The organism is Catellatospora coxensis (genome assembly GCF_016862635.1).
Lineage (GTDB): Bacteria > Actinomycetota > Actinomycetes > Mycobacteriales > Micromonosporaceae > Catellatospora > Catellatospora coxensis.
Window position 1 is genome coordinate 33,424 of sequence record NZ_BONI01000012.1, and the last position, 12,598, is coordinate 46,021.

Annotated in this window: 13 protein-coding genes; 7 read left to right on the forward strand and 6 right to left on the reverse strand. The window is 73.1% G+C overall.

The window, feature by feature from the left end:
* Window positions 1–108: 108 nt before the first annotated feature.
* Window positions 109–1,251 (reverse strand): class I SAM-dependent methyltransferase, encoded by a 1,143-nt coding sequence (locus Cco03nite_RS09425; protein ID WP_203691205.1) that lies wholly within the window; start codon window positions 1,249–1,251, stop codon window positions 109–111.
* Window positions 1,252–1,284: 33 nt separating this feature from the next.
* On the reverse strand, window positions 1,285–1,944 hold the full coding sequence (locus Cco03nite_RS09430; RefSeq protein ID WP_203691207.1) for a DUF4190 domain-containing protein: 660 nt from the start codon (window positions 1,942–1,944) through the stop codon (window positions 1,285–1,287).
* Between the two features lie 89 nt (window positions 1,945–2,033).
* Here Cco03nite_RS09430 and Cco03nite_RS09435 point away from each other — a divergent pair, with 89 nt between their 5' ends.
* Window positions 2,034–2,801: an SDR family NAD(P)-dependent oxidoreductase gene (locus tag Cco03nite_RS09435; protein WP_203691209.1), complete on the forward strand. Its 768-nt coding sequence runs from the start codon at window positions 2,034–2,036 to the stop codon at window positions 2,799–2,801.
* 140 nt (window positions 2,802–2,941) lie between these two features.
* Here Cco03nite_RS09435 and Cco03nite_RS09440 read toward each other — a convergent pair whose 3' ends face one another.
* A complete protein-coding gene (locus tag Cco03nite_RS09440) occupies window positions 2,942–3,667 on the reverse strand; it encodes an HAD family hydrolase (protein WP_203691212.1) in 726 nt (241 codons plus the stop codon).
* A 129-nt stretch (window positions 3,668–3,796) separates the two neighbouring features.
* Between Cco03nite_RS09440 and Cco03nite_RS09445 the strand changes: the two genes are divergently transcribed.
* The 5 genes from Cco03nite_RS09445 to Cco03nite_RS09465 all read left to right on the forward strand — a co-directional run bounded on the left by Cco03nite_RS09445 (window position 3,797) and on the right by Cco03nite_RS09465 (window position 8,505).
* On the forward strand, window positions 3,797–4,726 hold the full coding sequence (locus Cco03nite_RS09445; RefSeq protein ID WP_203691214.1) for a DMT family transporter: 930 nt from the start codon (window positions 3,797–3,799) through the stop codon (window positions 4,724–4,726).
* Window positions 4,727–4,858: 132 nt separating this feature from the next.
* The gene (locus Cco03nite_RS09450; RefSeq protein ID WP_203691216.1) at window positions 4,859–5,347 is read left to right on the forward strand and encodes a hypothetical protein; all 489 of its coding nucleotides are present in this window, start codon (window positions 4,859–4,861) and stop codon (window positions 5,345–5,347) included.
* Window positions 5,348–5,385: 38 nt separating this feature from the next.
* A complete protein-coding gene (locus Cco03nite_RS09455) occupies window positions 5,386–6,636 on the forward strand; it encodes a magnesium transporter MgtE N-terminal domain-containing protein (protein WP_203691218.1) in 1,251 nt (416 codons plus the stop codon).
* Between the two features lie 67 nt (window positions 6,637–6,703).
* Window positions 6,704–7,234 (forward strand): DUF1003 domain-containing protein, encoded by a 531-nt coding sequence (locus tag Cco03nite_RS09460; protein WP_203691220.1) that lies wholly within the window; start codon window positions 6,704–6,706, stop codon window positions 7,232–7,234.
* A gap of 128 nt (window positions 7,235–7,362) precedes the next feature.
* Complete coding sequence (locus Cco03nite_RS09465) at window positions 7,363–8,505, forward strand: Mrp/NBP35 family ATP-binding protein (protein WP_203691222.1); 1,143 nt, start codon at window positions 7,363–7,365, stop codon at window positions 8,503–8,505.
* A 51-nt stretch (window positions 8,506–8,556) separates the two neighbouring features.
* Here the strand turns inward: Cco03nite_RS09465 and Cco03nite_RS09470 are convergent, their stop codons facing one another.
* Window positions 8,557–8,973 carry a twin-arginine translocase TatA/TatE family subunit gene (locus Cco03nite_RS09470; protein WP_203691224.1) on the reverse strand — a complete coding sequence of 139 codons (417 nt, stop codon included), beginning with the start codon at window positions 8,971–8,973 and terminating at the stop codon, window positions 8,557–8,559.
* 64 nt (window positions 8,974–9,037) lie between these two features.
* On the reverse strand, window positions 9,038–10,309 hold the full coding sequence (locus Cco03nite_RS09475) for a S1C family serine protease (RefSeq protein WP_203691226.1): 1,272 nt from the start codon (window positions 10,307–10,309) through the stop codon (window positions 9,038–9,040).
* Between the two features lie 81 nt (window positions 10,310–10,390).
* Between Cco03nite_RS09475 and Cco03nite_RS09480 the strand changes: the two genes are divergently transcribed.
* Entirely contained in the window at window positions 10,391–11,005 is a 615-nt protein-coding gene (locus Cco03nite_RS09480) for an O-methyltransferase (RefSeq protein ID WP_203691228.1), read from the forward strand.
* A 24-nt stretch (window positions 11,006–11,029) separates the two neighbouring features.
* On the opposite strand, the gene Cco03nite_RS09485 is transcribed toward Cco03nite_RS09480, so the two are convergent.
* Window positions 11,030–12,484: a leucyl aminopeptidase family protein gene (locus Cco03nite_RS09485; protein ID WP_203691230.1), complete on the reverse strand. Its 1,455-nt coding sequence runs from the start codon at window positions 12,482–12,484 to the stop codon at window positions 11,030–11,032.
* Window positions 12,485–12,598: the final 114 nt, after the last annotated feature.

Genomic DNA, 12,598 nt, shown 5'->3' on the forward strand with positions numbered 1-12,598 from the left:
CGGCCCGCGCCTTGATCGTTCGACTTGCCTGGCACCTGTGCGTATCTTGACGCCGCTTTTGCCCACCTGCCTGGCAAGTCGAGCGATCTTGCGCGGGGCGGCGGGCGGTCAGCCCTCGGCGAGCAGGGTGGCCAGGTGGGGCTGGACGTGCCACTCGGCGAGCAGGGCGTCCAGCTCGGCGGCTTCCGCGGGGGACGGCTGCCGGCCGGTGCGGTGGGCGCGGATCATGGCGTTGCGCGGGGTGTGCGCGGAGTCGATGAACTCGACCACCTCGACCGCGTACCCCTGGCGGCGCAGCAGGGCCGCGCGCACCGTGTCGGTGAGCACGTCGGCGAAACGCTCGCGCAGGATGCCGTGCTCGGTCAGCAGCCCCGCCGCGCCCTCCGGCGGCCGCCGCCGCAGCTGCCGGGACAGGTCCTTGTGGCAGCAGGGCGCGGCCAGGATCCAGCGCGCGTCCCAGGACAGGGCGCGGGCCAGCGCGTCGTCGGTGGCCGTGTCGCAGGCGTGCAGCGCCAGCACCACGTCGGCCTGCGGCACCGGCGCGTCGGCGATGGTGCCCGCGACGAAGCTGACGTGCTCGGTCCAGCCCAGCCTGCGGGCGATCGCGGTGTTGCGCTCGCGCTGGTCGTCACGCACGTCCACGCCGATCAGCCGCACGTCGAGGCCGAGGCCGGACAGGTGCCGGTACGCGGCGAAGGTCAGGTACGCGTTGCCGCAGCCCAGGTCGACGACGTGCAGCGGGCTCGGCAGCTCGGACGGGTCGGGCAGGGTGGCGTCCAGCGCCCGCAGGAACGCGTCGACCTGCCGGCGCTTGGCCGCGTCGCCGCCGATCACCGCGTACAGCGGATCGCCGGGGTCGATCAGGTGCTCGCGCGCCCGGTCGTGCGCGGTGGCGGCGGGCGCGGCGGCCGGGGCCGCCGAGCGGTGCAGCACCGCGCCCTTCTTCGTCGCCTGCAGGCGCAGCGTGCCGTGCCCGGTCTCCACCGTCCAGCTGCCGAACGGCTCGGCCAGCAGCTCGTCCACCCGGCCGGCCAGCTCCGCGCCGGGGGCGAGGTTGACCGTGGTGGGGCGCTGCCCGTCCTCGGTCACCAGCTGCACCCGGTCCCCCGCTTTCAGGGTCACCGGGCGCAGGGTGGCGCGCTGCACGGACGGGGTCCCGTCGCGCCGCTGCCCGCCCGCGGTGGCCCGGATCAGGTCCGGCGCCAGCAGGAGTTCGCGTACCTCGGCCAGGGCTTCAGGGAGTGCTGCCATACGTCAAGGATGCGCGATGGGCCGCGGAGCCGGTCAGAAGGCCCCGCTCGGCTCGTTGCGGTAGCCGGGGTCGTCCCCGATGAAGAAGATCGCCACCACGAAGCCGCCGATGACGAGCAGCGCCAGCGCGGTGCCGACCCAGCCGACGATGACGCCGGTCAGGGCCATGCCCTCGCCGTCCTCGCCGGTCTGGCGGATCCTGCGGCGGGCCACGTGCCCCAGGATCGCGCCGAGCGGGCCCAGGACGAGGGTGGGCACCCCGTACAGGCAGATCCCGAGCACTCCGACCAACGCGGTCACCATCGCGCCGATGGCCATGCCGTTGGTGCGCCGCTGCGACCGGTAGTACGGGTACGGCGCGTATCCCGGCGGCGGGTGGATGCCGTACGGGTGCGCCGGGAAGACCGGCGGCTGCCCGGCAACCGGTGTCCAGGCGCCTGTCGGATAACCGCCCGCCGGATGGTGGCCGGGCGCCTGATACGGGTTCGGCCAGTGACCCGGCCCGGCGGCCACAGGGTCGGCGGCCGGGCTCCCCAGCGGGGCCGAGTCTCCCGCAGGGCTGCCGAACGCGGGTGCCTGAGCAGCCGGGAAGGGGTCGGCCGAGCCGAACGTCAGCGGGACCGGGTCCGGGAACGCCGGCTGCGACACGCCGGGATCCGGGCTCGCGGGCGGCGGCGCGGTCGGGTCGCTCATCGGCCTGGCTCCATCCGGGGAAGGGGTCCCGACAGAGTAAGCGGTGCCTCCTACTGGCGTCAGCTCGGACAAACCGGCAGGATCAAGCCATGAACGAGCGGATGGATCTCTTCCGGCTGGACGGCCGGGTCGCACTCGTCACCGGTGCAGGCAGCCCGCACGGCATCGGGTTCGCCACCGCTCGCCAGCTGGCCGCACTCGGCGCGAAGGTCGCCGTCGTCTCCACCACCCGGCGCATCCACGAGCGCGCCGGCGAGCTGGGCGTGCTCGGCTTCGTCGCCGACCTCACGCTGGAGGCGGAGGTCGGGGCCCTCGCCGACGCGGTCACCGAGCAGCTGGGCGACGTGGACATCCTGGTCAACAACGCCGGCCTGACCAGCCGGGCCAGCCCGGAGGTCATCCGGCCGGTGGCGCAGCTCACCTTCGAGGAGTGGAAGGCCGAGATCGACCGCAACCTCACCACGGCGTTCCTGTCCAGCCGGGCCTTCCTCGGCGGCATGTCGGAGCGCGGCTGGGGCCGCATCGTCAACCTCGCCGCCACCGCCGGAACGGTGAACGCGCTGCCCGCCGAGGCCGGCTATGCCGCCGCGAAGGCGGGCGTGCTCGGCCTGACCCGGGCCCTGGCGATGGAGCTGGTCGCCGACGGGATCACCGTCAACGCGGTCGCGCCCGGCACCATCCACACCTCGGCGTCCACCCTGGCCGAGCTCAAACTCGGCTACGACACCCCGATGGGCCGCCCCGGCACGCCCGACGAGGTCGCCGCGACCATCGCCTTCCTCTGCTCCCCCGCCGCCGGCTACATCACCGGCCAGATGCTCGTCATCGACGGCGGCCAGTCCGTCCGCCAAGGCTGAGGAAGGAAGGGCACCTTCTTAACGCTATGCGTTGCAGAAGGTGCCCTTCCAAACGCTTGAGCGGGTTTGAGCTGCGGCGGGGCCGCCCCGCAGGGGCGGTGCCGGGTGGGGGCCGCCGCGAAGGGCACGGCGGCGTGTGGTCATACCCCCACGGGTTGGGGGGTCATCGCGAGCGCGGCCGCGTCGGCGAGCGTGACCGCCGACTCGCCGGCGAACCCGTCGTCGGAGGCGAACTGCAGGTGGTCGGCCAGGTCCGGCGCGGCGAGCCGGATCGCCCGGATGCCCAGCGCCTGCGCGCCGGTCAGCTCGCGGGAACCGCCGTCCCCGACGAACACGCAGTCCTCGGGCGCGACGCCCAGCCGCGCGCAGGCGGCGAGGTAGATGCGCGGGTCGGGCTTGCTGCAGCCGACCTGGACCGAGTAGACCTTCGCGTCGAGCAGCCGGTCGACCGGCAACGAGCGCATGATCTCGGGCAGCTCCCAGGCGCAGTCGCTGACCACGGCCAGGCGTACGCCCGCCCGGCGCAGCCGCCACAGCGTGGGCACCGCCTCGGGCCGCAGGTGGGTGTCGGCGCGTACCGCCATCAGCCGGGCGGCCTGGGCCGCGCGCAGCCGCGCGGGGGTCACGCGTACGCCCAGCTCGGCGGCGACCCAGCGCATGGTCTCCAGGGCGTCGCCGTACGCGCCGCGGCAGCGGGGGTAGAACGAGGTGTTGAGCACCGCGAAGTACTCGGCGGGCGGGCAGCCGAGCAGCCGGGGTGCCAGTTCGTGGGCCGGTCCGCGGGTGCACGCCGAGGTCAGCGTGCCATAGAAATCGAAGAGGATCGCGCGCGGCGGTACGCCGGATAACGAAGGTTCTGAATCCATTCGAGCGACAGTAATCAGCCGCTCACGTGAAGTACATAGGATGATCGCGCACAGTGGGCAGATGAACGCATTGAGTGGAAGTCGGTGTGCCGACAGGCCGCTCACCTGCGCCTGGCAGGATCGGGCCTCATGCGATCCCGGCTCGACCCGCTCACCATCGCCGCGATCATGATCGCGATCCTCGCCGTGTCGTCGTCCGGGCCGCTCATCGCGTACGCCGCCGCGCCCGCGCTGGCCATCGCCTTCTGGCGCAACGCCCTCGCCGTCGGCGTGCTCGCCCCGGTCACCCTCACCCGCCGCCGCGCCGAACTCCGCGGCCTGCGCCAGGACCACGCCTGGCGGTGGAGCGTGCTGGCCGGGCTCGCCCTGGCCGGACACTTCGCCACCTGGGTACCCAGCGTCAAGATGACCACCGTCGCCACCGCGACCGCCCTCGTCGCCACCCAGCCCATGTGGGCCGGCCTGATCGCGCTCTGGCAGGGACGGCGGCTGGGCCGGTGGACCTGGCTCGGTATCGGCAGCGCCGTGGTGGGCGCGGCGATCGCGACCGGCGCGGACTTCACCCGAGGGGGTACGGCCGTCGTCGGCGACCTGCTGGCCGTGACCGGCGGCCTGCTCGCGGCGATCTACACGTCCTTCGGCGAGAAGGCGCGCAGCAGCACCTCGACGACGACGTACACGACGGTCTGCTATTCGGTCTGCGCCGTGCTGCTGCTCGGCGTCTGCCTGCTCCTCGGCGTCGACCTCACCGGCTTCGACGACCGGACCTGGCTCGCCATCATCGCGCTGACCGCCGGGGCGCAGTTGCTCGGGCACTCGATGTTCAACTACGCGCTGCACAAGGTCTCCGCCACCACGATCAGCGTGCTGATCCTGCTGGAGGTGCCCGGGGCGGCCCTGCTCGGCTGGGTGTGGCTCGGCCAGGCCCCGCCCGCCGCCGCCTGGCCCGGCATCGCCCTGCTCATGGCCGGTGTCGCCGCCGTCATCCTCGGCGCCCGCCGCCCGGCCGCCCTCCCCACCCCTGACCCCGTCGACATCGACCTCCCCACCACCCGCTGAACCCGCACCCCCACCGCGCTCCGCGCGACCGCCGCGCGGCGGGATGGTGCAGGCCGCGTGGGGTGGGGCGTTAAGAAGGTGCCCTTCCTCTACGGATAGCGATGGGAAGGTGCCCTTCCTTTGGGTGGGAGGATGGTCGGCATGACGCATCCGTTGGTGGAGGAGGCCGCTAAGAAGGCGGCGATCGCTTGGGTGTCGGTGGGCGGGGGGCCTGCGTATGCCGTGTGGTGCCTGCCGCAGGACGGGCGGCTGCACGTGGTGGTCGGCCCGGGTGAGCAGGAGTTGCCGGGGCTGGCCGACGCGGCGAGCGCGACGGTGACGTTGCGGGGTGACCACGGCGGGGCGGTGGTGACCTATCCGGCGCAGGTGCAGCGGATCGAGCCGGGGGGCGAGCAGTGGCAGGCCGTGGCGGTGACGCTGGCCGGGAAGCGGCTCAACGCGCCGGGCACGGCGGAGGCGCTGGCTGAGCGGTGGGCGCGGGAGTGCGCCCTGGTGGCGCTCGTTCCGGCCGGGGATCCGGTGCAGGCCGGCGACGACTCGGGGCGGGCCGAGCCCCGGCCGACCCCGGCGGCCAACGCGACCCGCAAGCCGTTCCGGCTGCACCGGGTCCGCCGCCGATAACACCCAACCGATGTGAGAAATACGCATACCATGCGAATATGGCCACGCTGACCAGGGTCTTCGTCGCCCGGCTCGCAGGCCTGCCCGTCTACGACCCGAACGGCGACCAGGTGGGCCGGGTGCGTGACGCCGTCGCACGGCTGCGCCCCGACGGGGCTCCGTCGGTCGTCGGCCTGGTCGCGGAGATGCCGCTGCGGCGGCAGATCTTCCTGCCGATCGCCCGGGTCACCTCGATCGACGCCGACAGCGTGGTGCTCGGCTCCGGCACCATCAACCTGCGCCGCTTCCAGAAGGGCCCGGCCGAGCTGATGGTGCTCGCCGACCTGCTCGACCGGCGGATCACCACGCCCAGCGGCACCCCCGCCACCGTGGTGGACGTCGCCATGGAGTCCGACCGGGCCGGGCAGTGGAACCTCGGCCGCGTCGCCGTACGCGACGTGACCAGCCGGCTGAGCCGGCGCGGCCAGCTGCACCAGTTCGAGTGGCACGAGCTGACCGGCCTCGTCGACGCGGGGGCGCTGCAGGGCACCGGGGCGCTGCTGTCGGTGCTCGAGAAGATGCGCCCGGCCGACCTCGCCAACGCGCTGCAGGACCTGCCCGACCAGCGCCGGCACGCGGTCGCCGCGGCCCTGGACGACGAGCGGCTGGCCGACGTGCTGGAGGAACTGCCCGAGCACGCCCAGGTCGACATCCTGGCCCGGCTGGACCGCGAACGCGCCGCCGACGTGCTGGAGGAGATGGACGCCGACGACGCCGCCGACCTGCTCGCCGAGCTGCCGCCGACCGAGCGGGCGCTGCTGCTCGACCTGATGGAGCCGGAGGAGTCCGCGCCGGTGCGGGCCCTGATGCAGTACCGGCCGAACACCGCGGGCGCGATGATGACCAGCGAGCCGGTGATCCTGACCCCGGACGCGACCGTCGCCGACGCGCTGGCCCGCATCCGGGAGAAGAGCCTGTCCCCGGCGCTGGCCGCGCAGGTGTTCGTGTGCCGTGCCCCGATCGACACGCCGACCGGGCGCTACCTGGGCGTGGTGCACTTCCAGCGGCTGCTGCGCGAGCCGCCCGGCGACCTGCTCGGCGGGGTCCTGGAACGCGACATCACGCCGCTGTCGCCGAGCCTGCCGCTGGCCGACGTCACCCGCCGGATGGCGACCTACAACCTGGTCGCGATCGCGGTGGTGGACTCGACCGACCGGCTGGTCGGCGCGGTGACCGTGGACGACGTGCTCGACCACCTGCTGCCGCGGGACTGGCGGGAGCAGGAACGCGCCGCGGACCGCACCACATGAGCGAGCTTCGCGAGCGAGTCAGCAGGCTCAGCAGGCATGCCACCGACGAGCGCAGCGAGGAGGAGGCATGAGCGACCGCCTGGACCAGCCCCGGGAGCCGCACACCATCCGCCTGCCTCGCTGGGATCCCGACAAGTTCGGCAACTTCGCGGAGAAGTTCGCCCGCTTCATGGGCACCGCGAAGTTCATCGTCTACATGACGGTCTTCGTGATCGTCTGGATCCTGCTCAACCTGATCGGCGTGTTCGGGCTGCAGTGGGACCCGTACCCGTTCATCCTGCTCAACCTGTTCTTCAGCACCCAGGCCTCGTACGCGGCGCCGCTGATCCTGCTCGCCCAGAACCGCCAGGCCGACCGGGACCGGCTGACCCTGGACGAGGACCGCCGCCGCGCCCAGGCGCAGAAGGCGGACACGGAGTACCTGGCCCGGGAGATCGCGTCGCTGCGCATGGCACTCAACGAGGTGGCGACCCGCGACTACATCCGCTCCGAGCTGCTCAAGCTGGCCGAGGAGCTGGACGACGCGGCGAACCGGCGGCACCAGCAGGAGAAGGCCGAGCGCAAGGAAAAGAAGAGCCGCGCGTCGCAAGGGGCATGACGCGCGGCTGGTTCGTCTGATGGTCCCACGATCGGGCGAACCGGGGCAATGGGTTGCGAGAATGTTGCGCGTACCACCCGGCCCTCGCGTTGCCCGGCCATGATCGATGCCGCGGGTAGCATGGGCGCATGTCCACCGCTGTGCACGCCGACGACCAGGCAGTCCTGGCCGCGCTCGGCTCCGTGAACGACCCGGAGATCAAGCGTCCCATCACCGAGCTCGGCATGGTCGAGTCGGTGAAGGTCGACGCGGGTGTGGCGTACGTCCGCATCCTGCTCACCGTCGCCGGCTGCCCTCTCAAGGACACCCTGCGCACCGACATCACCGCGGCCGCGACGACCGTCGCCGGGGTGACCGCGGTCGAGATCGACTTCGGTGTGATGAGCCCGGACCAGCGCCAGGACCTGCAGAAGCGGCTGCGCGGGAACGCCGCGGCCGAGCCGGTCATCCCGTTCGCGCAGCCCGGCAGCCGCACCCGCGTGTACGCGGTCGCCTCCGGCAAGGGCGGCGTCGGCAAGTCCAGCGTCACCGTCAACCTGGCCGCGGCGCTGGCCGCTCGGGGCCTGTCGGTCGGCGTGGTCGACGCCGACATCTACGGCCACTCGGTGCCCCGCATGCTCGGCGTGCAGGGCCGCCCCACCCAGGTCGAAGACATGATCATGCCGCCGCAGGCGCACGGCGTGAAGGTCATCTCCATCGGTATGTTCACCAGCGGCAACGCCGCCGTCGTCTGGCGCGGGCCGATGCTGCACCGCGCGCTGCAGCAGTTCCTCGCCGACGTGTACTGGGGCGACCTGGACGTGCTGCTGCTCGACCTGCCCCCGGGCACCGGCGACATCGCCATCTCGCTGGCCCAGCTGCTGCCGACCGCCGAGATCCTGGTCGTCACCACCCCGCAGGCCGCGGCCGCCGAGGTCGCCGAGCGCGCCGGCGCGATCTCCCTGCAGACCCACCAGCGCCTGGTCGGCGTCATCGAGAACATGTCCTGGCTCGAACTTCCCGACGGCAGCAAGATGGAGGTCTTCGGGGCCGGCGGCGGGCAGACCGTGGCCGACTCGCTGACCCGCCTCACCGGCGCGTCGGTGCCGCTGCTGGGCCAGATCCCGTTGGACACCGGCGTGCGCGAAGCCGGCGACGACGGCGTGCCCGCCGTCCTGGCCGGTCCGGACTCCCCCGCCGGCAAGGCCCTCAACGCCATCGCCGACCGCCTGGCCCTGCGCCGCGAGTCCCTCGTCGGCAAGTCCCTCGGCCTCTCCCCCGCCAAACGCTGACCCACCCGGCACAAGAGGGTGGGCGCCGCCGCCGGGCGGTGCCGGGGTGGGTCAGGTGGCGTCGTCGAAGCGGGTCGCGACGGGGGTGGCGGGGGTTGAGGACGCGCTGGTGGGGGTGGCGGAGGCCATGGCGTTGACGTTGGCCTTGGTCTCGGCGGCCAGCTTGCCGGCGTTGTTCAGCTCGCCTCGCAGGTCGTCGTAGATGCCCGACAGCGGCTTGCGGAGGGCGGCCTCGTCCTCCTCGCTGAGCAGGTGCTTGCGGACGAACGCCTTCGGGTTGAGGTCCTCGAGCTTGATGTCGGTGCCGAGTTCCTTGCTCAGGTCGCCGGTGGCGTTGGTGGCCATGGCGCGCAGCCCGCGCAGCATCCGCATGCCGTCACTGATGACCTTGGGCAACCGCTCGCCGAAGATCAACAGCGCGAGCAGCAGGAGCGCAATGAACTCCGGTGTGCCCAGGTTATCGAACACCGCTACCTCCCGACTGTGGCCGCCGTCGCAAGGGTACGTGTGCGACGGCCGGACAGGCCACCCCTCAGTCGGCGTCAGCGACGAGTGTCACGGCAGCGTTATGGCTGGTAGACCCGCGTTTGTAGGTCACTTCGACCACCTCACCCGGTGCAGTTTTCCGCACAAGTGCGATGAGGTCCGTGGGCTCGCTGAGCGGCCGGCGGTCGAAGCTGGTCACCACGTCACCGGTGCGCAGGCCCGCCTCGGCGGCCGGTCCGGTGGCCGTCACCTCGCCCAGGCGCACCCCGCCGGCCGGGCCGCGGAACGACTCCTCGACCTCCGCGCCGATCACCGTACGGTGCGCCCGGCCCGCGGAGATGATCTCCTCGGCGACCCGGCGGGCGTGGTTGATCGGGATGGCGAAGGCCAGCCCGATGTTGCCGGCCGACTCCTCGCTGCCCGCCATCGACTTGATCACGGCGTTGATCCCGACGACCTGGCCCGCGGCGTCGACCAGCGGGCCGCCCGAGTTGCCGTGGTTGACCGCGGCGTCGGTCTGGATCGCGGCGTAGTACCTGGTCGTGCCGTTCTCGGCGTCCGTGGCGATGGGCCGGTCCAGCGCGCTGACGATGCCCGCGGTGACGGTGCCGCGCAGTGCCAGCGGCGAGCCGATCGCGACCACGGCGTCGCCCACCGCGACCGCGTCGGAGTCGCCCAGCATCGCCGGGTGCAGCTCGGGGCGCTTGACCTGGAGGACCGCGACATCCGACTCGGGGTCGGAGCCGATCACCTTCGCCGGGGAGCTGGTGCCGTCGTCGAATATGACGCTCACCACGCCGGAGCTGCCGGACACGACGTGGTCGTTGGTGATGATGTGGCCGTCGGCGCTGGCCACGAAGCCCGAGCCGAGCGACACGCTGCCGTCCACCGGCACCCGGACAGTGACCACGCTGGGCAGCAACAGGCTGGCCACGGCGGCCAGCGACTCGGGGGCGCGCTGCGGTGGGGAGGCGGTCGAGCCGAGGATCGAGCGGGCGGTCTGGCGGTCGTCGCTGAAGCGCACGCCCATCGCGCCGCCGAGCACCCCGGCCAGTACGCCCGCGAGGACGGCCGCTCCGGCGACTGTCCACAACGTACGACGTCGGGTATGGTCGGGCTCGGCCAACGGCTCCGGCTCGGGCGCGTGCGCGCGCTCGGCGGGTGGCACGAGCGCCACCGGCGAGTGCGGATCGCGCCACGGATCGTTGAGCGCATCGGACCACCAAAACGACGCCGGAGGTGCGACGGCCGGCGGCGTCTGCTGCGCTGCCGTCCAGTCGTCGTCATCCGGCCGGCGATAACCCCAGCCGTCGGTCACTGAACCAGCCCTCCGTCCCGTTCCCGGTTTCAGGATGGCACGGTTTCAACGTGAAAAATCACTGTTCACGGAAGGTGCCCCATGACGACGCTGCATCGCCAGCCCGGTAGCGCAGGCGACTTCATCGCGTCGTTCGTCCCCGAAGACGTGATCGCGCAGACGGCCCGCGGACTGGCCGTCGAGGTGGGTCTGCAGCCGGTCGCGCCGGCGGTCGGCGCGGCGCTGCGCATGCTGGCCGGGGCCTGTGCGGCGAAGGCGGTCGTCGAGATCGGCACCGGCACCGGGGTCAGCGGCCTGTGGCTGCTGCGCGGGATGCGCGCCGACGGCGTGCTGACCACCATCGACCGCGAGTCCGAGCACCAGCGTATGGCGCGGCGGCTGTTCACGGAGGCCGGCTTCTCCGCCTCGCGGGCCCGGGTGATCACCGGCCGGGCACTGGAGGTGCTGCCCCGGCTCGCCGACGGCGCCTACGACCTGATCTTCGTCGACGCCGACCCGACCGAGTACGCCGCGTTCATGGACGCCGCCGCCCGGCTGCTGCGGCCTGGTGGCGTGGTCGTCCTGCACGGCGTCCTGACCAGCGGCCGCGACGTCTTCACGGTCCGCGACCTGGCCTACGCCGTACGCGACGACGACACCTGGCAGCCCGCCCTGCTCCCCCTCGGCGAAGGCCTCCTCGCCGCCGTGAAGTCCTGACCCCGTTCGCAACAGGTGGGCGGGTCAGGAGACGGTGGTGAGCCAGCGGACGAGGGTGCGTACGCCCCAGCCGGTCGCGCCCTTGGTGAGCTCGGCGTCGGGGGACGCGGACCAGGCGGGCGAGGACATGTCGATGTGCACCCACCGGTCGCGCAGGCTGCCCGCGAACTCGCGCAGGTAGAGCGCCGCCGTGATCGTCCCCGGGTTGCCCGCCGCGTTGTCCAGGTCGGCGATGTCCGAGGACACGTCCCCGGCGTACTCCTCCGCCAGCGGCAGCCGCCACACCGGCTCCCCGGCCGCGGCGCCCGCCGCGGTGAAGCCGCCGATCAGCTCCTCGTTGGCGCTGAACAGGGCGGCGGTCTTCTTGCCGAGCGCGATCCGCGAGGCGCCGGTCAGCGTGGCGAGGTCGATCAGCAGGTCGGGGCCGAGGTTCTCCACCGCGTACGCCATGGCGTCGCCGAGCACGACCCGGCCCTCGGCGTCGGTGCTGCGCACCTCGGAGGTGAGGCCGCCGTAGTGGGTGACCACGTCGCCGGAGCGCCAGGCGCTGCCGGAGACCATGTTCTCGGCCAGCGGGGCGAGCGCGGTGACGCGCACCGGCAGGCCCAGGTCGGCGACGGCGAGCAGCGCGCCGACGACCGCGGCCGCGCCGCCCATGTCCTTGCGCATCAGCTGCATGGCGTCGTTGGGCTTGATGTCGATGCCGCCGGTGTCGTACGTGATGCCCTTGCCGACCAGCACCACGTGCTTCGTCGCGCCCTCGGGCGACCAGCTCAGCTCCAGCAGGCGGGGTTCGTTCACGGAGCCGCCGCCGACGGCGAGGATGCCGCCGAAGCCCTCGGCCTCCAGCTGGTCGCGCTCGCGCACGGTGACCGTCACGCCGTCGCCGACGCGCTCGCGCACCTGGCGTACGAACCATTCGGGTGTCTTGGTCAGCGACGGGGTGTTGGTGAGGTCCCGGGCGAACCGGGTGTGCCCGGCCACGACGCGGGTCGTCGCGAGCACGGCCTCCCGCTCGGGGCTGCCCGCGACGGCGACGACGACCTCGGTCAGCTTCGGCGTGGCCTCGGGCTTCTCCTCCGCGACGCGGAACCGGTACGACGCCAGCCACAGGCCCTCGGCCAGGCCGCGCAGCGCGGCGTCGGTCAGGTCGGCGGGAGCGAGCACGGTGAGCACCGACTCCTTGGCCGCGGCACGGGCCAGCGCGGCGCCGGCCGCCCGCCAGCCCGGCTCGTCACCGGAGCCGACTCCGACCAGCAGCGCCTTCGACGGCTCACGCAGCGGCCGCGGCAGCGTCTGGAGGGCGCCGGCCGAGCCCTTGTGCTCGGTCGCGGCGAGGAATGCGTCCACCTCGGCGGCGACGTCGGAGGGCAGCACCGCGAGCGGTGTGCCCGCCGTGGACTCGCCCTCGGCGGTGCCCACCGGGCACGCGACGGTTCCGGCGAGATCCGCCGCGCCGTCCAGTCGAATCGAGATCATCCCTGCCCCTTCACTGGCTGTGCCGCCGACGCCCCACCGGCCGCCGACCGCCTGACCCTATCGCGCCGCCTCCGGCGCCGGCCGCGACGGAGGCGTAGGCCCGTGCCCGCCCGG

Coding starts and splice junctions, on each gene's coding strand:
- Cco03nite_RS09425 (WP_203691205.1), bottom strand. CDS start 1,251: ATGGCAGCACTCCCTGAAGCCCTGGCCGAGGTACGCGAACTCCTGCTG.
- Cco03nite_RS09430 (WP_203691207.1), bottom strand. CDS start 1,944: ATGAGCGACCCGACCGCGCCGCCGCCCGCGAGCCCGGATCCCGGCGTG.
- Cco03nite_RS09435 (WP_203691209.1), top strand. CDS start 2,034: ATGAACGAGCGGATGGATCTCTTCCGGCTGGACGGCCGGGTCGCACTC.
- Cco03nite_RS09440 (WP_203691212.1), bottom strand. CDS start 3,667: ATGGATTCAGAACCTTCGTTATCCGGCGTACCGCCGCGCGCGATCCTC.
- Cco03nite_RS09445 (WP_203691214.1), top strand. CDS start 3,797: ATGCGATCCCGGCTCGACCCGCTCACCATCGCCGCGATCATGATCGCG.
- Cco03nite_RS09450 (WP_203691216.1), top strand. CDS start 4,859: ATGGTCGGCATGACGCATCCGTTGGTGGAGGAGGCCGCTAAGAAGGCG.
- Cco03nite_RS09455 (WP_203691218.1), top strand. CDS start 5,386: ATGGCCACGCTGACCAGGGTCTTCGTCGCCCGGCTCGCAGGCCTGCCC.
- Cco03nite_RS09460 (WP_203691220.1), top strand. CDS start 6,704: ATGAGCGACCGCCTGGACCAGCCCCGGGAGCCGCACACCATCCGCCTG.
- Cco03nite_RS09465 (WP_203691222.1), top strand. CDS start 7,363: ATGTCCACCGCTGTGCACGCCGACGACCAGGCAGTCCTGGCCGCGCTC.
- Cco03nite_RS09480 (WP_203691228.1), top strand. CDS start 10,391: ATGACGACGCTGCATCGCCAGCCCGGTAGCGCAGGCGACTTCATCGCG.
- Cco03nite_RS09485 (WP_203691230.1), bottom strand. CDS start 12,484: ATGATCTCGATTCGACTGGACGGCGCGGCGGATCTCGCCGGAACCGTC.